Annotated in this window: 22 protein-coding genes and 1 other annotated feature; of the genes, 17 read left to right on the forward strand and 5 right to left on the reverse strand. The window is 37.9% G+C overall.

Going from position 1 to position 20,933, the window contains the following annotated elements:
- Nucleotides 1-17 precede the first annotated feature (17 nt).
- Nucleotides 18-650 carry an acetoin utilization protein acetyltransferase AcuA gene (gene acuA, locus AC3WTI_RS15515; RefSeq protein WP_097840835.1) on the reverse strand — a complete coding sequence of 211 codons (633 nt, stop codon included), beginning with the start codon at nt 648-650 and terminating at the stop codon, nt 18-20.
- 176 nt (nt 651-826) lie between these two features.
- Here acuA and acsA point away from each other — a divergent pair, with 176 nt between their 5' ends.
- The 6 genes from acsA to tyrS all read left to right on the forward strand — a co-directional run bounded on the left by acsA (nt 827) and on the right by tyrS (nt 6,096).
- Complete coding sequence (gene acsA, locus AC3WTI_RS15520) at nt 827-2,545, forward strand: acetate--CoA ligase (RefSeq protein WP_087957200.1); 1,719 nt, start codon at nt 827-829, stop codon at nt 2,543-2,545.
- 83 nt (nt 2,546-2,628) lie between these two features.
- Nucleotides 2,629-3,189, forward strand: a complete 561-nt coding sequence (locus AC3WTI_RS15525) for a maltose acetyltransferase domain-containing protein (protein ID WP_097840833.1) — start codon at nt 2,629-2,631, stop codon at nt 3,187-3,189.
- 66 nt (nt 3,190-3,255) lie between these two features.
- Nucleotides 3,256-3,711, forward strand: a complete 456-nt coding sequence (locus tag AC3WTI_RS15530; RefSeq protein ID WP_097840832.1) for a hypothetical protein — start codon at nt 3,256-3,258, stop codon at nt 3,709-3,711.
- Nucleotides 3,692-4,237, forward strand: coding sequence for an RNA polymerase sigma factor (locus AC3WTI_RS15535; protein WP_000057190.1), 546 nt, complete (start codon nt 3,692-3,694; stop codon nt 4,235-4,237). Before AC3WTI_RS15530 ends, AC3WTI_RS15535 begins: the two co-directional genes overlap by 20 nt.
- On the forward strand, nt 4,218-4,463 hold the full coding sequence (locus AC3WTI_RS15540; protein WP_087957196.1) for a hypothetical protein: 246 nt from the start codon (nt 4,218-4,220) through the stop codon (nt 4,461-4,463). The genes AC3WTI_RS15535 and AC3WTI_RS15540 overlap by 20 nt, the downstream gene beginning before the upstream one ends.
- Before the next feature lie 77 nt (nt 4,464-4,540).
- Nucleotides 4,541-4,769, forward strand: a binding site (T-box leader).
- Nucleotides 4,770-4,839: 70 nt separating this feature from the next.
- Complete coding sequence (gene tyrS, locus AC3WTI_RS15545) at nt 4,840-6,096, forward strand: tyrosine--tRNA ligase (protein ID WP_000512075.1); 1,257 nt, start codon at nt 4,840-4,842, stop codon at nt 6,094-6,096.
- A 78-nt stretch (nt 6,097-6,174) separates the two neighbouring features.
- On the opposite strand, the gene AC3WTI_RS15550 is transcribed toward tyrS, so the two are convergent.
- Entirely contained in the window at nt 6,175-6,477 is a 303-nt protein-coding gene (locus AC3WTI_RS15550; RefSeq protein ID WP_142286664.1) for a YjdJ family protein, read from the reverse strand.
- A 150-nt stretch (nt 6,478-6,627) separates the two neighbouring features.
- Here AC3WTI_RS15550 and AC3WTI_RS15555 point away from each other — a divergent pair, with 150 nt between their 5' ends.
- Entirely contained in the window at nt 6,628-6,756 is a 129-nt protein-coding gene (locus tag AC3WTI_RS15555; RefSeq protein WP_000050944.1) for a hypothetical protein, read from the forward strand.
- A 53-nt stretch (nt 6,757-6,809) separates the two neighbouring features.
- On the opposite strand, the gene rpsD is transcribed toward AC3WTI_RS15555, so the two are convergent.
- A complete protein-coding gene (rpsD, locus tag AC3WTI_RS15560) occupies nt 6,810-7,412 on the reverse strand; it encodes a 30S ribosomal protein S4 (protein ID WP_001970982.1) in 603 nt (200 codons plus the stop codon).
- Nucleotides 7,413-7,812: 400 nt separating this feature from the next.
- On the opposite strand from rpsD, the gene megL reads away from it, so the two are divergent.
- The gene (gene megL / locus AC3WTI_RS15565; RefSeq protein ID WP_087957193.1) at nt 7,813-8,991 is read left to right on the forward strand and encodes a methionine gamma-lyase; all 1,179 of its coding nucleotides are present in this window, start codon (nt 7,813-7,815) and stop codon (nt 8,989-8,991) included.
- Nucleotides 8,992-9,053: 62 nt separating this feature from the next.
- Here the strand turns inward: megL and AC3WTI_RS15570 are convergent, their stop codons facing one another.
- Complete coding sequence (locus AC3WTI_RS15570; protein ID WP_087957192.1) at nt 9,054-9,533, reverse strand: GAF domain-containing protein; 480 nt, start codon at nt 9,531-9,533, stop codon at nt 9,054-9,056.
- Between the two features lie 147 nt (nt 9,534-9,680).
- Between AC3WTI_RS15570 and refZ the strand changes: the two genes are divergently transcribed.
- Nucleotides 9,681-10,319: a forespore capture DNA-binding protein RefZ gene (gene refZ / locus AC3WTI_RS15575; protein ID WP_087957191.1), complete on the forward strand. Its 639-nt coding sequence runs from the start codon at nt 9,681-9,683 to the stop codon at nt 10,317-10,319.
- An 11-nt stretch (nt 10,320-10,330) separates the two neighbouring features.
- Here the strand turns inward: refZ and AC3WTI_RS15580 are convergent, their stop codons facing one another.
- A complete protein-coding gene (locus tag AC3WTI_RS15580) occupies nt 10,331-11,275 on the reverse strand; it encodes a DMT family transporter (RefSeq protein WP_097840831.1) in 945 nt (314 codons plus the stop codon).
- A gap of 124 nt (nt 11,276-11,399) precedes the next feature.
- Between AC3WTI_RS15580 and AC3WTI_RS15585 the strand changes: the two genes are divergently transcribed.
- The 8 genes from AC3WTI_RS15585 (at nt 11,400) to AC3WTI_RS15620 (ending at nt 20,915) form a co-directional block, all read left to right on the forward strand.
- Nucleotides 11,400-12,242: a LysR family transcriptional regulator gene (locus tag AC3WTI_RS15585; protein ID WP_087957189.1), complete on the forward strand. Its 843-nt coding sequence runs from the start codon at nt 11,400-11,402 to the stop codon at nt 12,240-12,242.
- 207 nt (nt 12,243-12,449) lie between these two features.
- The gene (gene ezrA / locus AC3WTI_RS15590) at nt 12,450-14,162 is read left to right on the forward strand and encodes a septation ring formation regulator EzrA (RefSeq protein WP_087957188.1); all 1,713 of its coding nucleotides are present in this window, start codon (nt 12,450-12,452) and stop codon (nt 14,160-14,162) included.
- 168 nt (nt 14,163-14,330) lie between these two features.
- Entirely contained in the window at nt 14,331-15,473 is a 1,143-nt protein-coding gene (locus tag AC3WTI_RS15595) for a cysteine desulfurase family protein (RefSeq protein ID WP_087957187.1), read from the forward strand.
- A gap of 6 nt (nt 15,474-15,479) precedes the next feature.
- Entirely contained in the window at nt 15,480-16,694 is a 1,215-nt protein-coding gene (thiI, locus tag AC3WTI_RS15600; RefSeq protein ID WP_087957186.1) for a tRNA uracil 4-sulfurtransferase ThiI, read from the forward strand.
- Between the two features lie 80 nt (nt 16,695-16,774).
- Complete coding sequence (locus tag AC3WTI_RS15605) at nt 16,775-16,972, forward strand: alpha/beta-type small acid-soluble spore protein (RefSeq protein WP_000091640.1); 198 nt, start codon at nt 16,775-16,777, stop codon at nt 16,970-16,972.
- A gap of 176 nt (nt 16,973-17,148) precedes the next feature.
- Entirely contained in the window at nt 17,149-18,735 is a 1,587-nt protein-coding gene (gene mbcS, locus AC3WTI_RS15610) for an acyl-CoA synthetase MbcS (RefSeq protein WP_097840830.1), read from the forward strand.
- Nucleotides 18,736-18,826: 91 nt separating this feature from the next.
- Complete coding sequence (locus AC3WTI_RS15615; protein WP_000600354.1) at nt 18,827-19,258, forward strand: VOC family protein; 432 nt, start codon at nt 18,827-18,829, stop codon at nt 19,256-19,258.
- A gap of 88 nt (nt 19,259-19,346) precedes the next feature.
- Nucleotides 19,347-20,915, forward strand: a complete 1,569-nt coding sequence (locus tag AC3WTI_RS15620) for an amidohydrolase (protein WP_087957184.1) — start codon at nt 19,347-19,349, stop codon at nt 20,913-20,915.
- Nucleotides 20,916-20,933 lie beyond the last annotated feature (18 nt).

The raw sequence follows: 20,933 nt of genomic DNA on the forward strand, positions 1-20,933 counted from the left end.
TCCAGTTGCCCCCTTTATTAATACATAAAACGATTGTGAAAACGTAGACGATCAAATGCTTGAATAGATTCCGTATCAACGCGTTTACCGATGCGGACCATTAAACAGTTAGCAGGATGCGAACAAATTTCAGGATCATCTGTAGCCATCCATTGTAATCCACCAGCATTCATCATTTTTTCCATTACTTTTCGGTACTCCCAAACATTTAAGCCTGTTTGTTTTAAATCCCAGTGCCAATAATATTCAGTCGTCAATATAATGTAATCTTCCATATAATCGTCCATCATTGAAACTTCTAATAAGTTCTTTCCAACAGCGCAACCGCGGAAGGCAGGGACAACTTCAATCGCCCCAAGTTCAATTAAGTTTTCCATTTTTCCTTCTGACCATCGTTCAAGTGGATCAGGATACAAGTATGTAACATATCCAACAATCGTTTGGTCATGTCTAGCAATAATGAGACGAGCTTCTGGCAATTTAGAAATTTCGACAATTGCTTTATATTGCTGCTCGGCAGGACGAAACGCAACTAAATCTGGATGGAATTCATACATTTCTAAGTTATGTGTAGAGACAGGACCTTCAATAATTAAAGTGCCCTTCGCTGTTTTTAAATTTCTAGCATTATATATTTTTTTATGAATCAATGTATTGCTCACCACCTTGAGGGTTTGTGAATCTATTAATATCGTACTTTATAATATATGCGATGTGAATCGAAATTTGTCATTAAAAATTTGTCTAAAAATCAACAAATATACTGAAAATTTTAAATAATGTTATTATAATAGATAATAGAATACATAGGAGGGGGATGTAAAGTATGAAAGTAGAAACGCTTCCTGTCATTAAAGGAGAAAATAATTTGCCGAATTATGATGAGGCATACGCGAATTTTAACTGGGAAGAGGTTAATAAAAACTTTACTTGGAATGAGACAGGCCGAGTAAATATGGCGTATGAGGCAATTGATAAGCATGCGAAATCCGATCGAAAGAATAAAGTAGCCCTTTATTATCAAGATGGATCGCGAAAAGAGAAGTATACATTTAAGGAAATGAAGGATTTTTCTAATAAAGCAGGAAACGTCCTGAAAAATTATGGCGATGTAGAAAAGGGCGATCGCGTTTTTATTTTTATGCCGCGTTCTCCAGAATTATATTTCGCACTTCTTGGTGCAGTGAAATTAGGGGCAATCGTTGGTCCGCTATTTGAAGCATTTATGGAAGGCGCAGTTCGCGATCGTTTAGAAGATAGCGAAGCAAAGGTGTTAATTACAACGCCCGAATTGCTAGAGCGCGTACCATTAAATGATTTACCAGCTTTAAAAACAGTCTTCCTTGTTGGAGATAATATAGAAGAAGGCGGTAAAACGGTAGCGTTCAATCCTTTATTTGAACAAGCTTCAAAAGAATTACATATTGAATGGTTAGGCCGTGAAGACGGTTTAATTTTGCATTATACGTCTGGTTCTACCGGTAAACCAAAAGGTGTTCTACATGCGCAGAACGCAATGGTTCAGCACCATCAAACGGCGAAATGGGTATTAGATTTAAAAGAAGACGATGTATATTGGTGCACAGCTGATCCAGGCTGGGTAACTGGAACGGCTTACGGTATTTTCGCACCGTGGTTAGTTGGGGCATCAAATGTTGTTTTAGGTGGCCGCTTTAGTCCAGAAGCGTGGTATGAAGCGCTGCAAGATTACGGTGTAACAGTTTGGTATAGTGCACCGACAGCGTTCCGTATGTTAATGGGAGCTGGACAAGACGCAATTAAAAAATATGATTTATCACAAGTTCGTCACGTATTAAGCGTGGGTGAACCGTTAAATCCAGAAGTAATTCGCTGGGGTATGAACGCATTTGGACTTCGTATTCATGATACGTGGTGGATGACAGAAACAGGTGGACAAGTTATTTGTAACTACCCTTGTATGGAAATCCGTCCAGGTTCAATGGGGAAACCAATTCCAGGTGTGAAAGCAGCGATTGTTGATAATGAAGGAAATGAAGTGCCTCCATACACAATGGGTAACTTAGCAATTGGTAAGGGTTGGCCAGCGATGATGCGTGGAATCTGGAATAACAAGCAAAAGTATGAATCTTACTTTATGCCGGGAGATTGGTACGTATCGGGTGACTCTGCTTATATGGATGAAGATGGATACTTCTGGTTCCAAGGACGCATTGATGATGTAATTATGACGTCAGGTGAGCGCGTTGGTCCATTTGAAGTAGAAAGCAAATTAATCGAGCATGCTGCTGTTGCAGAAGCTGGTGTAATTGGTATTCCTGATCCAGTGCGCGGCGAAATCATTAAAGCATTTATCGCGCTTCGAGCAGGATACGAACCATCTGATGAATTAAAAGAAGAGATTCGTCAATTTGTAAAGAAAGGCCTAGCGGCTCATGCAGCGCCAAGACAAATTGAATTTAGAGATAAATTACCGAAAACGAGAAGTGGTAAAATTATGCGCCGCGTATTAAAAGCGTGGGAATTAAACTTACCAACAGGTGACTTATCAACGATGGAAGATTAAGAGAGGAAGGTCTGAACGAAACAACGTTCAGACCTTTTTTTATGTTATTATAAACTTATATATATAAGTTGTAGGGGGATAGTATGATGAAAACAGAAAAAGAAAAGATGATACTTGGGGAAATGTACATACCAGCTAATCCTGTTTTGATTCAAGAGAGGGAGCAAGCTCGTATATTAACGAGAAAATTAAATGATACGCCAGAAGTACAATTAAAAGAGCGTAGCGAAATCGTAAAAGAATTATTCGGAACGACTGGAGATAACATTCATCTTGAATCTTCTTTCAGATGTGATTACGGCTATAACATTCACGTGGGTGAAAATTTTTACGCGAACTTTGACTGTATCATTTTAGATGTATGTCCAGTAACAATCGGAGTGAACTGTATGTTAGCGCCAGGTGTTCATATTTATACAGCAACACACCCGCTTGATCCAGTAGAGCGCATAAGTGGATCAGAATACGGAAAACCAGTTACAATTGGTGATAACGTATGGATTGGTGGGAGAGCGATTATTAATCCGGGTGTAACAATTGGAGATAATGCGGTCATCGCATCTGGTGCTGTCGTAACGAAAGATGTGCCGGATAATGTAGTAGTTGGTGGGAATCCTGCGAAGATTATTAAAAAAATTAAATAATATTTGAACGAAGCGCCTTCCTCGTCTGTATATATTTATGAAAGAATAGATGAGGGAGGCTTTTATATGTCTAATAAATTACTTCTTGCTTTTGCTTTACTTGGAATTATAGTCGTATTTTCTTGTGGTCTTTTCTTACCGATGCCAATCGGATTTAAAGTATCAATGATTACAGCTGGGGTCATGATGATTGTTATGTTTTCAATCATCATTCCGTTTGATAGAAAACATATAGTACGGAAACATGGATATAAAATTGATTTTACAAAAACAAAAGTGTATTTTCGCTGGAATGTATTTGATACGATTTCGGCTTGTCTTGCGGTGTATGCATGTATATGTGTGCAGGTATTAAATATTTTAGTTTCAACAGGCCATACAATACAAAACCCGTATGTTCAATTTTTTACGAATCAATCGCAAGTATGGATTATTGTCGCAAGTGCATATTTAATTTCCCGTATTTCATTAACGTTAAAAGGAATAAAGGAGATCAAAAATTATGGCGCAGATTGGGATTGAGGAGGAACTCATGCTTGCGTATCAAAGTGGAGATAAACAGGCGGGAGAAAAACTATATGTTTTAATCAAACCAGCGCTATACACATTTTTGTATCGATTTAACCGAGATGAACAATTAAGTATCGACCTTGTGCAAGATACGTTTTTGACGTTAGAGCGTAAGAAACATATGTATGAACCTGAAAAAGGCAAAATAAAAACGTATTTATTTCAAATTGGTTATCGTCTTATGATTAATAAATTAAATAGAAGAAAAAAGTGGCGTACGCTTTTACCATTTTTAGTGCCGATTCAGGAAAAAGAATTTTCTCACGAAGATCGGCTCACCGTAAGAGAAGCAATTTTGAAAGTTCCGGAAGAGCAACGAGCTGTCCTTATTCTTTCTTATTATCATGATATGCAGCAAAAAGAGATTGCGGAGATACTAAATATTCCGATTGGAACAGTGAAATCGAGACTCCATAACGGGATAAAGAAATTGAAACAATTGCTGGAGGTGGATGAAATTGAGCGAAAATCCCTTTAAGAGTGAATATAAATTAAAGCAGCATTTAGATAGTGATCATGTAGAAATACCAGATTTTCCAAAAACGGTCAATCGCTTCGATCGATTAATTGGCTTTCTTGGTTCTCCAGCGAAAGACCCTGTGGAGGCGACGATTGGGAATGATTTATCGGTTGTGTTTCACGTATCGTTATTAGTTGGGGTTCCAATTCTTTCTCTTGTTACGATACTCTTTGTGACGTTGTAAAGGGTTGGTAAGAAGAGAAATCCGACCCTTATTTGACACGCCTATATAAATGATGGTATAAAGAAAAGTATATGAATAATTGAGCGTGGAAAGGGAGAAGTAGTGATCATTTCCCTGTTTTAGAGAGCTGATGGTCGGTGAAAATCAGCACATAGATGATCGCGAATTACGCCCCTAGAGCATCTTTTTTCGATTGAATTGTATTCAAAAGGGAAAAGACGGTGCTAAGCCGTTATGTAAATAAGGTGGTAGGCTTTTTTGGCCTGCAACTAGGGTGGTAACGCGATAATCAAAATCGTCCCTTATTTCAAGGGGCGATTTTTTTATGTTTTCAACCTTCACGCCAGTAATGAACTTAAAGGAGAGTATGTAGGATATGGGTATTTTACAAGATCTTGAATTTCGCGGTCTAATTAATCAGCAAACAGATGCTGAGGGACTTGAGCAATTATTAGAAAAAGAAAGCGTTAAATTATACTGTGGTTTCGACCCGACAGCGGATAGCTTACACATCGGTCATATGTTACCAGTATTAATGTTACGTCGTTTCCAATTAGCTGGTCACCAACCAATCGCACTTGTTGGCGGTGGTACTGGTATGATCGGTGACCCAAGTGGTAAAAAAGCAGAACGTACATTAAATACGAAAGATACAGTTGCTTACTACACAGAAAGCATTAAAAACCAACTTTCAAACTTCTTAGAGTTTGAAAACGTGGACAACCCAGCAACAATGGCTAACAACTATGACTGGCTTGGTAACTTAGATGTCATTTCATTCTTACGCGATATCGGTAAAAACTTCGGTTTAAACTATATGTTAGCAAAAGATACAGTAGCATCTCGTTTAGATACTGGTATTTCATTCACTGAGTTTAGTTATATGATTTTACAATCATACGACTTCTTAAACTTATACCAAAACCATAATTGCCGCTTGCAAATCGGTGGTAGTGACCAATGGGGTAACATTACAGCTGGTCTTGAATTAATCCGTAAATCAGAAGAAGATGCGAAAGCATTCGGTTTAACAATTCCACTAGTTACAAAATCTGACGGTACGAAGTTTGGTAAAACAGAAGGCGGAGCAATTTGGTTAGACCCAGAGAAAACAACTCCTTACGAGTTCTACCAATTCTGGATTAACACAGATGACCGCGACGTTGTTAAATACTTAAAATACTTCACATTCTTATCTCATGAAGAAATTCTTGAGCTTGAGAAGCAAGTAGCTGAAGCACCAGAAAAACGTGCAGCACAAAAAGCATTAGGTTCTGAAATGACTAAACTTGTTCACGGCGAAGAAGCATTAGAGCAAGCGATTAAAATTTCAGCTGCATTATTCAGCGGTTCTGTAGCAGAACTGACTGCAAGCGAAATCGAACAAGGATTCAAAGACGTACCATCTGTAGAACGTACTGCAGAAGATACAGTATTAATCGACTTACTTGTAGAAAGCAAAATTTCTCCATCAAAACGTCAAGCACGTGAAGATGTAACGAATGGTGCAATCTACGTAAACGGTGAGCGTACACAAGCATTAGACTATGTTGTAACAGAAAACGACCGCATCGAAGGTAAATTCACAATCATTCGCCGCGGTAAAAAGAAATATTTCTTAATTCGTTACTAATCAGAAGCGAATATAAAACAAATAGTACCCCGAATTGCAGGCTGAAAAGTTTATGATTCGGGGTTTTTATGTATGAATTTAGATTACCTTACGAGTTCTTGTAAATAGAATATGAAGAATTAATACGAGCATATAAAGTAGACTAATAAGCATAACAATAAATGCTGTTGGATAAAATTTTGCTGCATATATAAAGAAATCGATTTGATAAATATCTTGGTAATTTGAAACGGTACCTTTAAAGTAATTCGTAAACTTAGCGCTATATTTCCATTCATCAGGATAATCTATTAAATTACTCCCCTGATACCAACTCATAAGTGCTGAAGTAATAAACAACATAAATGAACTTCCGAGTTGAACCATTTGGTTTATTGTCAAAAAGAATCCACCTCCTATTTTATGGTTATTATAGCGTGCATTCATATTTCTGTAACCTTTTTGTTGTAATCTCCTTTTCGAGTTCATACGGAAATCACATGTAAGCGGTATGATAAATGTATAACAACTAGAAAGGAGTGGTAAAACAAAATGTCACTAGAAGCGCTTATTATTTTTTCTTTGCTAAACGCGGGTCAGCTTGCAGAGAATTCGAAGGTGGATGTACATAAAGAGCAGAAAGATGCTTATGTATATGTTCAGAAAGAGGAAAATAAATAATTTTATTTTATATATAACGAAAAAAGCCAATCCACAGGATTGGCTTTTTGTCATTAACGAGAGTAGAACTCTACGATTAATGCTTCGTTGATTTCAGCTGCTAACTCAGAACGCTCAGCGTGACGAGTGTAAGTAGCTTCTAATTTATCAGCATCGAAAGTTAAGTATTCTGGTACGAAGTTGTTAACTTCGATCGCTTCTTTAACAACAACAAGGTTGTTAGATTTTTCGCGAACGCTGATTGTTTGACCAGGTTTTACACGGTAAGATGGGATATCTACGCGAGCGCCATCAACCATGATGTGACCGTGGTTTACTAATTGGCGAGCTGCGCGACGAGTGCGAGCTAAGCCCATACGGTAAACTAAGTTGTCAAGACGAGCTTCAAGAAGGATCATGAAGTTTTCGCCGTGCTTACCAGGCATTTTACCTGCTTGGTCAAATGTGCGACGGAATTGACGCTCAGTCATGCCGTACATGTGACGAAGTTTTTGTTTCTCTTGTAATTGTAAACCGTATTCTGAAAGTTTCTTACGTTGGTTAGGACCGTGAGGACCTGGTGCGTAAGGGCGTTTTTCTAATTCTTTTCCTGTGCCGCTTAGAGAGATTCCAAGACGACGAGACAGTTTCCAAGCTGGACCTGTATAACGAGCCATAGTTGACTCCTCCTTTAAAAATGTTTTTATTTACGTAAAATAAAAACAGACGTAATCGATATTTACGGGCATTTTGTTTTCATGTACCTTCGCTCCAGCAGCAGGGAGTTACGAGATACACCTCCGTAGAGGAACAAAATACAAACGATAAACTCACATTACAAGGCTGCCTTTTTATTTTACACAAACGCTATTATATCTTTTACCTAGAGTTTCGTCAAGTAAGTACGTTTTTGTTTTATGCATATAAATTTTGGAAATGAACAAGAAGGAATTTAAAACGATATAAAAGAAGTGATAGAAACACAAATAAAACGCTTACATAAAATGTAGTAAAAAATGTTCATTAATTTTTTGTTGATGAATATGCGGCAGTAAAAACATAAAAGGGGATGTTTTTATGAAAAAGAAGCATATGGAGACAGCGTTAATTCATCATGGGTATACATCTGAGGAACATAAAGGAAGTTTAACACCACCTTTATTTCAAACGTCTACATTTACATTTGAGACTGCGCAGCAAGGAGAGGCGAGTTTTGCGGGAGTGGATCCATCTTATATTTACTCAAGACTTGGAAATCCAACTGTAAAATTATTTGAAGAACGTATGGCTGTGTTAGAAGAAGGAGAAGAAGCACTTGCTTTCGGATCCGGTATGGCAGCTATTTCTGCAACGTTAATTGGCTTTTTAAAAGCTGGAGATCATATTATTTGTTCAAATGGATTATATGGGTGCACGTACGGATTTTTAGAAGTGTTAGAAGAGAAATTTATGATTACGCATTCGTTTTGTGATATGGAGACAGAGGCTGATATTGAAAATAAGATTCGTCCAAATACAAAGCTTGTTTTCGTTGAAACACCGATTAATCCAACGATGAAATTAATCGATTTAAAACAAGTAATTCGGGTTGCGAAGCGAAATGATTTACTTGTTATTGTTGATAATACGTTTTGTTCACCTTATTTACAAAGACCGCTTGAACTTGGTTGTGACGCGGTCGTTCATAGTGCGACAAAATATATTGGCGGTCACGGTGATGTTGTAGCGGGTGTAACGATTTGTAAAACGAAAGCGTTAGCTGAAAAAATTCGCCCGATGCGAAAAGATATTGGCGGTATTATGGCTCCGTTTGATGCGTGGTTATTGTTACGTGGATTAAAGACGCTAGCGGTAAGAATGGATCGTCATTGTGATAATGCAGAAAAAATTGTATCGTTCCTAAAAAATCATGATGCGGTAGAAGGTGTTTGGTATCCAGAAGGGGAGTTAGCATCTCGCCAAATGAAACGGGGCGGCGGTGTGATTTCTTTTTCAATTAAAGGCGGAAAAGAAGAGACGCAAACGTTTATCAATGACCTTCACTTTATTACGATTGCGGTAAGTTTAGGGGATACAGAAACGTTAATTCAGCATCCGGCAACGATGACGCACGCTGCGATTCCAGCTGAGTTAAGACAGGAAATGGGTATTTATGATAATTTAATACGTTTATCTGTCGGTTTAGAATCGTGGGAGGATATCGTTTCTGATTTAGAGCAAGCGTTAAAGAAAATATCTACTGTTAGTAATCAATAAAAAAAGAGCTAGCTATCGGTTTCGTACGTGATGTACGCAATTGATAACTAGCTCTTTTCCTTTTACATATGTTTTAGGAGTGTTTCCACAAACTTTTCTAAATAGCGCTGATCTACTTCGTCGAATCGATTTTTTTCAGGACTATCAATATCAAGTACACCAATGACAATTCCTTCTTTCACGATTGGTACGACGATTTCTGAATTTGAAGCACTGTCGCAAGCGATATGTCCAGGGAATTGGTGAACGTCTGCTACAAGCTGCGTTGTTTTCGTTTCAGCTGCAACGCCGCAAACGCCTCGTCCAAATGGAATGCGCACGCAAGCAGGCATTCCTTGGAATGGTCCAAGAACAAGCTGATTTCCTTCTGTTACATAAAAGCCAACCCAATTTACACGGTCTAAAAATTGGTTTAATAATGCGGACGCATTTGATAAATTTGCGACTACGTTTAATTCGCCAGTTAATAACGCATCCAGTTGTTTAATTACCGTCTCATATTGTTCTTCACGAGATCCTGCATAACTTTCTTTAGTAAACATGGAAACAGCTCCTTTTTTATCGAGATGTGTAAAATATTAGCAAAATACGATGTATTTCACATGACTTTGTCGATAGAAAATTAAAGGAATTTGTCTTAAAAGTCAAGAAATTTAAACTATAGCTGTTCAGTGAGAGGAAGTGAGCGCATGAAACAGACGAAACAAAAAGTAATTGATGCGGCAATATCGTTGTTTAACACAAAAGGTTATGATGGAACGTCGGTGCGAGACATTGCAAAGCGAGCGGATGTGAATGTAGCGAATATTTCATATTATTTTGCTGGAAAGCAAGGCCTATTAGAGCAGCTTATTACTGATTTTTTAGAAGGGTATATTCATGTGATTGAAACGTCCTTTGAACAGAGGGAATATTTGTCGGCTAAAGATGTGATGGTGCAAATGGTGCGTGGGATTTTACGATATCAATTTGAAAATAGGGAACTGACACGTTTCTTCTACCGAGAGCTTTCACTGGATACGACATTAATTCGCGAAGTGATGACCGTTTATTTTTCTAAAGAAAGATATTATATAGAGCAAATCATAAAGCAAGGACAAATGAAACGAGAGTTTAAGAAGGTATCTTTTACAATGTTTATGACGCAATTAAAAGGCATGATGAATATGCCGTTCTTATATCCGCAATATATATCAGAAGTGCTGCATTCTTTTCCATCTGAGACATTTTTCTTAGAAATGTACACGAAAGAAATTGAGCAATGGATGGAACAAACATTATGTATAACGAATATGTATCAAGAATGGCCAAGAGCTGTTCATATGTGAAAAATCCCCACCTAACGAACTGAGGTGGGGATTTTTGTGCTTTCTTTTCTTTGCCATACATTGTTGCATAATAGCGCGATAATTGTTAATGAAGCTCCAGTAATTTCGATTTTGTCGACTGTATAACCTCGAAAGATGGAACCGATAAGTGCAAGTACAGGAACTAAATTCATAAATAATATGCCGTTAATAGATGAAATATAGCGATTTCCTGTGTTCCAGCAAAATACAGCGATAACACCTGCAATGATCGACATATAAAGGAGTTCAAAACGAACGTTCATAATTGTACGAAGTGACGGCACAGTAACGATGTTTGTATAAGTGAAGAAAGTGACAATAACGATGAGTGAAATGGAGCCGAATAAACAAGTTAACGTCGTATATCGAAGTGGTGACCAAGATTGAAAACGGGCACCGCCGTTCGTGTAAATCACCCAGCAAGTAACGCCGCATAGCATAAGTATATTTGTTGAGAGGTGACTTGCAGCTCCAAATAATAAGTGTATATTTCCCTTTGAAATGACAAGCATAACACCGAGCAATGCAACGAACATACAAAGGAAGGTGTAGTTTTGTGGGCGTTTGTTTTTTGTTACCCACTGCAATAATAAAGCGATGAGCGGCATAAGAGATTGAATCATTGCGGCATGGATGGCTCCAGCAGGTCCGGCAAGTTGTTGACCGTAAAAAATGAGAAAACCATATCCAGCGAAACCAACAGTTCCGTAAAAAAATAAAGAAAGTGTTCTTTTTTCTAAGCGGAGTGAAGTTTTCCCTTCAGTAATGAGTAGCAAAATAAGAAAAATAATAGCTGCTGATCCGTACCGGATAGTTGTGAAGAAGAACGGATCGATAAACTGCAGGGCATTTGCCATGACAGGAAACATAAACCCCCAAGCAGTGACGGCAAGTAAGCATAGGAGGGATCCAAGTAGTATTTGTTTTTTATCCAAGAGTATCTTTCCCCTTTACATTTCGTTATAGTAAGTTGATGAAATAAGTATAAAGAGCAATTGTTTATAGAAGGAAATATCGATTTTTTATGACAGTTATAACTTTTTGTTAGAGGTGTGTACGATGGATTTGGAGGCAGTACGATCGTTTATTGAAGTAAAGAATACGCGAAGTTTATCAAAGGCGAGTAAGATTTTACATATTTCTCAGCCGGCGCTTAGTAAACAAATTCAAAGGTTAGAAGCGGATTTAGAGGTTATTTTACTGAAGCGTTCCGCGCAAGGAGTGGAATTAACAGAGGCTGGAGAGTTATTTATAACAAGAATGTTACCGATTTTGGAACGCATACATGAAGTGAAAGTCGAAATGAAGAATTTTCAAGAGAAGCGGAAAATTTCTATAGGCATATTGCCCAGTTTAGCAGCACATTATATATCAAAATGTAATGATGTATTAGGTGACGGGTTCGAAGTGGAATGGAAAATTGAGCATACGAGAGTATTAATGGGACTCTTTAAAGAACGGAAGATTGAAGCGATGTTCATCGATTCAGTAGTAGAAGACACTACGTGTATAAAAGAAATACGAGAAGAAAAAATTGTTTGTGTCGTTTCAAATGATCATCTTTATAAGGAGAAGACAGTAATCCGAATGGATGATTTGCAAAATGAAAAGTTAATCGTATATCCAGAAATTTGTGATGTAAGAAAAATGATTACGAATACGTTTCATGGGATAGGTGCGAAACCGATCATTGCATTTGAAACGTCTTATACAGAACCGATGCTTGCGATGGTCGGTGCTGGACTTGGTATCACGTTACTTCCAGAAATGTCAGTAGGGCAAGCGGTAAGGCAAGGAAATGTGCATGCGATTTCTATTGAACCACCACTTGTACGCAAAATTTATTTCGCATCTCATATGGAAGAAGGCCCTTTATTACATTCATTTCATGATGAGAGGTAATCCAAACGGAATATTGAGAAAGATTACAATTGCATTGAAAGAAACATGAAATTTTAAAAAAAACTAGGTCAAAAACAAGCCATTACATGGTATGATTAGTACATTGTTAGTTGTTAAATATGGGGGAATTCCCTTTTTATACATAATGCCTTCCATTTCATAAACGGAACGGACAAAAAAAGAGATATAACTAGGAGGCTTTTTTGCATGGATTCTATCCTGACGATCGTTATCATTGTAGTAAGCTCTATTCTAGTGCTGCTCATGATAGAGCTTGTGATAAGAAATCGTTCATATAAAGATATTGAAGCACTTGAGCAGTGGAAACAAGAGATAAAAGATAAACCCGTAGCAGATGAACTAAAACGGGTAAAAGATTTAAATATGACGGGTCAAACAGAAGAACTGTTTGGTAAATGGCGTGAAGAATGGGATGAGATTGTATCAACAACCCTTCCGAAAGCCGACAAAGATTTAGCGCAAGCGCGAAAATTCGCCTCGCAATTCTCCTTCCGAAAAGCAAAGCATGCGATGAATGAATCCATAAGTGGTTTAGATGACGCTGATAATCGTATTACAGACATTTTAAATGAATTACAGCAATTGTTAGAAAGCCATGAAAAAAATAGCTCGGAAATTGAAGAGTTACGTGATACATATCGTAGTATGAAGAAGAGTGTTCTTGCTCATAGACATATGTATGGAGCAGCAGAGCAGAAAATTGAAGAGATGCTAGACGCTGAATCTGAGAAGTTCAAAAGCTTTGAAGAAGCGACAAATAATGGTGACTATTTAAAAGCGAGAGAAATTGTTATTAGTTTAGAAGAAGGTTTGGCAGATTTAGAAATCATTATTCACCAAATTCCAGATTTATTGGTAGAGTGTCAAGCGACGTTACCAGTTCAGCTGGAAGATTTATTACACGGACATAATGATATGGTAAGACAAGGTTATGTATTAGAGTATTTAGAAATCCCTAAAGAAGTTCGCGATATGAAGAAACAACTACAAACATGTTTAATGGATATACAGGAGCTTCACATAACGGAAGCGGCTGAAAAAGTAGAAAACTTAAAAACGAGTTTAGATGGCTTCTATGATCAACTAGAACAAGAAGTACATGCGAGACATTATGTGGAGCAAAAAACACTTTCTGTTTATGAAGACTTAGAAGAAATTCGTACTGAAACGATTGAAACAAAAGCAGAAACACAGCTCGTGAAACAAAGTTATCAGTTACAAGATAAGGACATCGAGTCTCAAAAAGTAATTGAAAAGCAAATGCACATTTTAATGAAACGTTTTGAAATGCTACAATTACGCGTTGCTGAACAAGATATTGCCTTCTCTATCATTCGTGAGGAACTAGAAGAGGTTTATGAGCAATGTGAAACATTAAAAGTACTTCATGCGGAATATAAAGAAATGCTGCAAACGATGCGCAAAGAAGAATTTGAAGCACGCGAGAAGTTGCAAGAAATGCGAAATACTATTTTCGAAACGAAACGCTTTATGCAAAAGTCGAATTTGCCAGGTCTTCCGGAAAGTATTATGGAAGATTTAAAAAGAGGGCAAATGGCAATGCAAGCTGTATATGAGCAATTAGAAGTGAAGCCGTTAAACATGAATGCTGTAAATAGCAGTTTAGAAGAAGCATACACAACTGTTAATGGTGTAGCTGAAATGACAGAAGAGTTAATTGGACAAGCGTATTTAGTTGAAAAATTAATTCAATACGGTAATCGTTACCGCAGTCATGATGAGAACCTTGCAGAGAGCTTAAATTATGCGGAGAAATTATTCCGTGAATATCAGTACGATGCAGCTTTAGAACAAGCGGCTTCTGTACTAGAGCAACTTGAGCCTGGCGTTGTTCAAAAAATAGCTGAATATGTAGACAATGAACAAACCCTTTCATAAGGGTTTGTTTTTTTGTGTAATTTTGCAGGCGATGTTGCTATAATGAATAGCGGAATACAGTAAGGTTATTCGTTTTAAAATATAACGGAACCTTTTAGTAGTCTTAGCGTAATGACACGTATTTGTGATATGATTATATGATGTGACAGCGCTGAAAGGGGAAGAACGATGATCTATTTTGATAATAGTGCGACGACAAAGCCATATCCAGAAGCTCTTCAATCGTACGTAACGGTTGCAGGGAAATATTTTGGAAATCCTTCTTCTATTCATTCGCTTGGAGGAGAGGCAGAGCGTCTATTAACACAATCAAGAACAATTGCAGCGCAGCTTCTTCACGTTAAACCTTCTGAGATTATTTTCACATCAGGTGGAACGGAAGGGAATAACCTTGCGATTAAAGGGATAGCGATGAGGAATCGTTCGCGCGGTAAACATATCATTACAACAAATATTGAACACGCGTCTGTGTTTGAAGCATATAAACAATTAGAAGATCTCGGTTTTGATGTAACATATTTACCGGTTAATGAGCATGGTGTTGTATCGGTAGAGGATGTAAAACGAGCACTTCGTGAAGATACGATTCTTGTGTCAATTATTCACGTGAACAACGAGACTGGAGCAATTCAGCCTGTTGCTGAAATTGGAACGTTATTATCGAATTATCCGAAAATAAGATTCCATGTGGACCATGTACAAGGGATAGGAAAAGTACCGCTTAATTTATATGCTTCTCATATTGATCTTTGCTCAATATCTGGACATAAATTCCACAGTGTAAAAGGGACGGGTCTTCTTTATGTACGTGATGGCGTAAGGTTAGATCCAATTTTATCAGGTGGTCAACAAGAGCTGAAGTACCGCTCTGGTACAGAAAACTTACCTGGCATTGTAGCGATGGTGAAAGCACTTCGCATGACAATGGAACAAGTGAAAGAAAAGGTAGCTCATTTGCAAAGCTTACAAGCAGAGCTTGTTCGTTTCTTTAAAGAGATGGAAGACGTAACGATCAATACGTCGCTTGCACACGCAGCACCGCACATTTTAAATGTATCATTTGTAGGTTTAAAACCAGAAGTGGTCGTTCATGCTTTAGAAGAACACGGTGTATATGTATCAACGAAATCTGCTTGCTCTTCAAAAGCAAATGAAGTGAGCAGAGTGTTAGTGTCAATGGGAGTACCGCATGCGGCTGCTGCAAGTGCTATTCGCATTAGTTTGTCCCCAGAAAACACGATGGAAGAAGTAAAGCAATTTGAAGGTATTGTGAAAGAAACAATGCCAAAATTATATGAAGTGATGAGGTAAAGGAATATGATGACATATGAATATATTTTAGTTCGTTATGGAGAAATGACGACTAAAGGAAAGAACCGTTCTAAATTTGTAAGCACATTAAAAGATAACGTGAAGTTCAAACTGAAAAAATTCCCAAATATTAAAATCGATGCAACGCATGATCGTATGTACATCCAATTAAATGGTGAAGATCATGAAGCGATTTCTGAAAGATTGAAAGATGTATTCGGTATTCATAAGTTTAACTTAGCGATGAAAGTACCATCAGAATTAGAAGATATTAAAAAAGGTGCATTAGCAGCTTTCTTACAAGTAAAAGGCGATGTGAAAACATTTAAAATTACTGTACACCGTTCTTATAAGCATTTCCCGATGAGAACGATGGAATTATTACCTGAGATTGGTGGACACATTCTAGAAAATACTGAAGATATTACGGTAGATGTTCATAATCCAGATGTAAATGTACGTGTAGAAATTCGCAGTGGTTACAGCTACATCATGTGCGACGAGCGTATGGGAGCTGGTGGTTTACCAGTTGGCGTTGGCGGAAAAGTAATGGTACTTCTTTCTGGTGGTATTGATAGCCCAGTAGCAGCGTACTTAACGATGAAACGCGGCGTATCAGTGGAAGCAGTTCACTTCCATAGCCCACCTTTCACAAGCGATCGCGCGAAACAAAAAGTAATCGATTTAGCACAAGAGCTAACGAAATACTGTAAACGTGTAACACTTCACCTTGTTCCATTTACAGAAGTGCAAAAAACGATTAATAAAGAAATTCCATCTAGCTATTCAATGACAGTTATGCGCCGTATGATGATGCGTATTACAGAGCGTATCGCTGAGGAGCGTAATGCACTTGCAATTACGACTGGTGAAAGTCTTGGACAAGTAGCAAGCCAAACGTTAGATAGTATGCATACGATTAACGAAGTAACAAACTATCCAGTTATTCGTCCACTTATTACGATGGATAAATTAGAGATTATTAAAATCGCTGAAGAAATCGGCACATATGATATTTCAATTCGTCCATACGAAGATTGCTGTACAGTATTCACACCAGCAAGCCCAGCAACGAAACCGAAGCGCGAAAAAGCGAATCGTTTTGAAGCGAAATACGATTTCACACCATTAATCGATGAAGCTGTAGCAAACAAAGAAACAATTGTATTACAAACGGTAGAAGTAGTGGCGGAAGAAGAAAAATTCGAAGAACTTTTCTAAAACCATAAATTACCATATATAAAGCGTGTATGAAGTCATGTTATTTATCACACTCTATACTCACAAGGAGGTGATATAACATGTCACGTAGCACAAATAAATTAGCGGTTCCTGGTGCTGAATCAGCATTAGACCAAATGAAATACGAAATCGCTCAAGAGTTTGGTGTACAACTTGGAGCAGATGCAACAGCTCGCGCTAACGGTTCTGTTGGTGGTGAAATCACTAAACGTCTAGTTTCACTAGCTGAGCAACAATTAGGCGGTTACCAAAAATAATCCCATATAAGATGGCTTAGAAAGAGCGGGTTCTCCCGCTCTTTCTTTTTGTTGTTTGCATTGTTATACATTCATTTCGACATAGATATAAAAAATTTGTCAAAAGAAGAGGGTTCAAAATAGACAGAAAATTCTTTATTATATAAGGGAGGCATAAAGAAAAGAGGAGGATGTTTATGAAGAGAGAAGAATTGTTGGCACCGCCGTCTTATAATTTAGTTTCTGAAATAGAGAAATATACAGGTGATAAAGAGAAGCTTGCTTTAATTTGGCAAGATGATAAAGGGAATAGACGAGAAGTTACATACGCTGAGCTTATGCAAGGTGCGAACAAAATTGGAAACGCTTTTATAAAGAGTGGTCTGCAAAAAGGGGACAAACTTCTCATTATGATGCCGCGTTTAATTGAAGCGTACATGACGTATATCGCTGCGATTAAAGCAGGATTCGTCGTAATTCCTAGTTCGGAAATGTTACGCAAAAAGGATATCGAATATCGCATTGGCCACGGGGAAGTAAAAGCAATTGTAAGTTATGAGCCGTATATTGGACAGTTTGATGACATAGAAGCGATGGAATCTCTTCAAAAATTCGTTCTGAGCGAGCAGTCAGTAGATGGATGGATTAATTTAAAAACAGCGTTAGAAACAGAAAGTGACCTGTTAGAAATGGCGAAGACAGATAAAGAAGATATGGTCTTTTTATCTTACACGTCAGGAACGACAGGAAATCCAAAAGGTGTTGTTCATACACATGCGTGGGCATACGCTCATTTACGTACGAGCGCTCCAAATTGGCTCGGAATTGAAGAGAATGATGTGGTGTGGGCAACGGCTAGTCCAGGCTGGCAAAAGTGGATTTGGAGCCCGTTTTTAGCAACACTAGGATCAGGGGCAACAGGATTTGTATATCACGGTAAGTTTGAACCGAAAACGTACCTGAAATTATTAGACGATAATAAGGTGAATGTGCTCTGTTGTACACCGACTGAGTATAGATTAATGGCAAAGGTAGAAGATTTAAGACAGTACAATTTAGAGGCGTTACATAGCGCTGTATCCGCAGGTGAGCCGTTAAATAGAGAAGTCATTGAAACGTTCCAAAAGCACTTTCATATTACAGTAAGAGACGGCTATGGGCAAACGGAAAATACATTGCTTGTTGGTGTAATGAAAGGGATGGATATTAGACCAGGATCAATGGGGAAACCAACGCCAGGTAACCACGTTGATATTGTAAATGAGGAAGGTATTCCAGTGAAAGTAGGCGAAGTTGGTGATATTGCAGTTCACATTGAAACGCCGGCCCTCTTTAAACAATATTACAAAGACGATGAGCGTACAGCGATGCAATTCCGCGGTGATTATTATATTACAGGTGATAAAGCGAAAAAAGATGAAGACGGCTATTTCTGGTTTGAAGGGCGGGGTGATGATATCATTATTAGCTCTGGTTATACAATCGGGCCGTTTGAAGTAGAGGATGCACTTGTAAAACATCCTTACGTAAGAGAATGTGCGGTTGTCGCAAGTCCTGATGAAATTCGCGGGAGTGTCGTGAAGGCATTTATCGTATTAAGAGAGAATATAGAAAAGAACGAAGAAACATTAATTCCAACACTCCAACAACACGTCAAAGAACTTACTGCACCATATAAATACCCTCGCAAAATTGAATTTGTAGATGAACTACCAAAAACGATTTCTGGAAAAATTCGCCGTATTGAGCTTAGAAAACAAGAGATGGAGATTCCTTCAAAATAATTCCGAAAATAGTTGAATGAACTGTAAAGCATATGATAACATAAAAACGAACGCAAGTTCGATTTTATAAACTAAAAAAAGAGGTGTCCGTATGATTTTAGGTATTAATCCGTACTTAGTTTTAGATGGTAGTGGGCAAGAAGCTGTACAGTTTTATAAAGAGGCGTTAGATGCAAAAGTAGAAGTCATGCAAACTTTTGGTGACATGCCTGAAAATCCAGAATATCCGATTCCAGCTGAAGCGAAAGAGCGCGTTTTACATGCTACTTTAAAAGTTGGTAATACGGACCTTATGATTTCTGATACATTCCCAGGTCAAGGGCATGCAATCGGATCTCAAGTAACAATTGCAATTCAAATTAGTAATGCAGAAAAAGCAAAAGAAGTATTCGAAAAGTTACAAGAAGGTGGCGAAGTTATTATGCCACTTCAAGAAACGTTCTGGAGCCCAGCATACGGACAACTAAAAGATAAATTTAGCATTGAATGGCAAATTACAACGTCTACTACTGAACAAAAATAATTTTTGGAAAAGTACCATTTTTAATCGAAATGGTGCTTTTTATATATGAACGAATTTCGTAGACTAAAGAGAAAAGGGGGATAAGCATATGGGAGAAATTTGGTATGGCGGCACCATTTACACAATGCGAGAAGAGAATGAAAAAGTAGAAGCTATTTATGTTGAAAACGGTATGATTGTTGATGCTGGGAGTAAGGAAGAGCTAGAAAATCGATATTCAGACGTAAAGTTGTTTGACTTAGAAGGGAAAACAATGATTCCAGGTCTCGTTGATAGTCATATGCATCTTATTGGGCATGGAGAGAGGTTACTTCGTCTAGATTTATCAAATTGTACATCTTACAGTGAAGTGCTGACTCTTGTTCGGAAACGAGTAGAAGAAGCCCCAAAAGGTTCTTGGATTATTGGAGAAGGCTGGAATGAAAATAATTTTACAGATACAAAGCAAGTTCATGTACGCGATCTAGATGAAATCTCTAAAGAACATCCAATTTTATTAAAGCGAGTTTGTCGTCACGTTACATGGGTGAATTCATACATACTGCAAGAAGCGAACATAACAGAAATGACGCAAGATCCGAAAGGCGGGAAAATCGGCCGGGATTCATCAAATATGTTAACAGGGCTTTTATATGAACAAGGGCAAGAGTCAATTAAACATGTGCAGCCAGCAATTGATGAAGCTTATTTACAAAGAGCTTTGCAAACAGCGATTAAAGACTGCTGGCAATATGGTCTCGTTGGTGGGCATACGGAAGATTTAAATTATTACGGTGGTTTTAGAAAAACGCACAATGCGTTTTCTCATGTTATAAAGGAACTGCCATTTAAAGCACATTTACTCGTTCACCATGAAGTAGCACATGAACGAAAAGAATATGAAAATGAGCATTATATTGAATTTGGGGCGATGAAAATTTTTTCTGATGGTTCTTTTGGCGGAAGAACAGCTTTATTAAGTGAACCGTATGAAGATGCGCAGGAAACAAATGGAGTTGCAATCTTTTCACGCAAAGAGCTTGCGGAGTTAGTGAAAAAGGCACGAGACTTACATATGCCAGTTGCGATTCATACAATCGGTGATTTATCGCTTGAATATGTCATTGATGCACTTGAGTTATATCCACCAGCAGAAGGATTACGCGACCGCATTATTCATTGTCAGCTCGCTCGTGAAGAGTTGATTGAGAGAATGAAAAACTTGCAAGCCATTATTGATATACAACCAGTTTTTGTTTCATCAGATTTTCCATCAGTCATTGAAAAACTAGGTGAGCATCGTCTTCGTTATGCGTACGCGTGGAAGACGTTACTGGAAGCGGGATTACACTGCAACGGTGGATCTGACGCACCAATTGAACAAGTGAATCCGTTTTTAGGTATATATAGTGCTGTTACACGCAGAAGTTTTATTGACGGTGTATGTTATATGCCGGAAGAGAGATTAACGGTATATGAGGCTGTCTCGTTATTTACAACAGGAAGTGCCTATGCAATCGGAAAAGAAGCGAAGCGAGGACAAATTACAAAAGGATATGAGGCAGACTTTACGATAGTAGATCGCAATATTTTTGAAATAGAAGCGGAAGAAATAAGAGAAGTACAAGCAGCGATGACTGTAATTGATGGGAAGATTGTGTATAGGAAAGACGCGTGAAAATATATCGACTTACCA

The sequence above is a fragment of the Bacillus sp. EB106-02-03-XG38 genome (genome assembly GCF_058792175.1).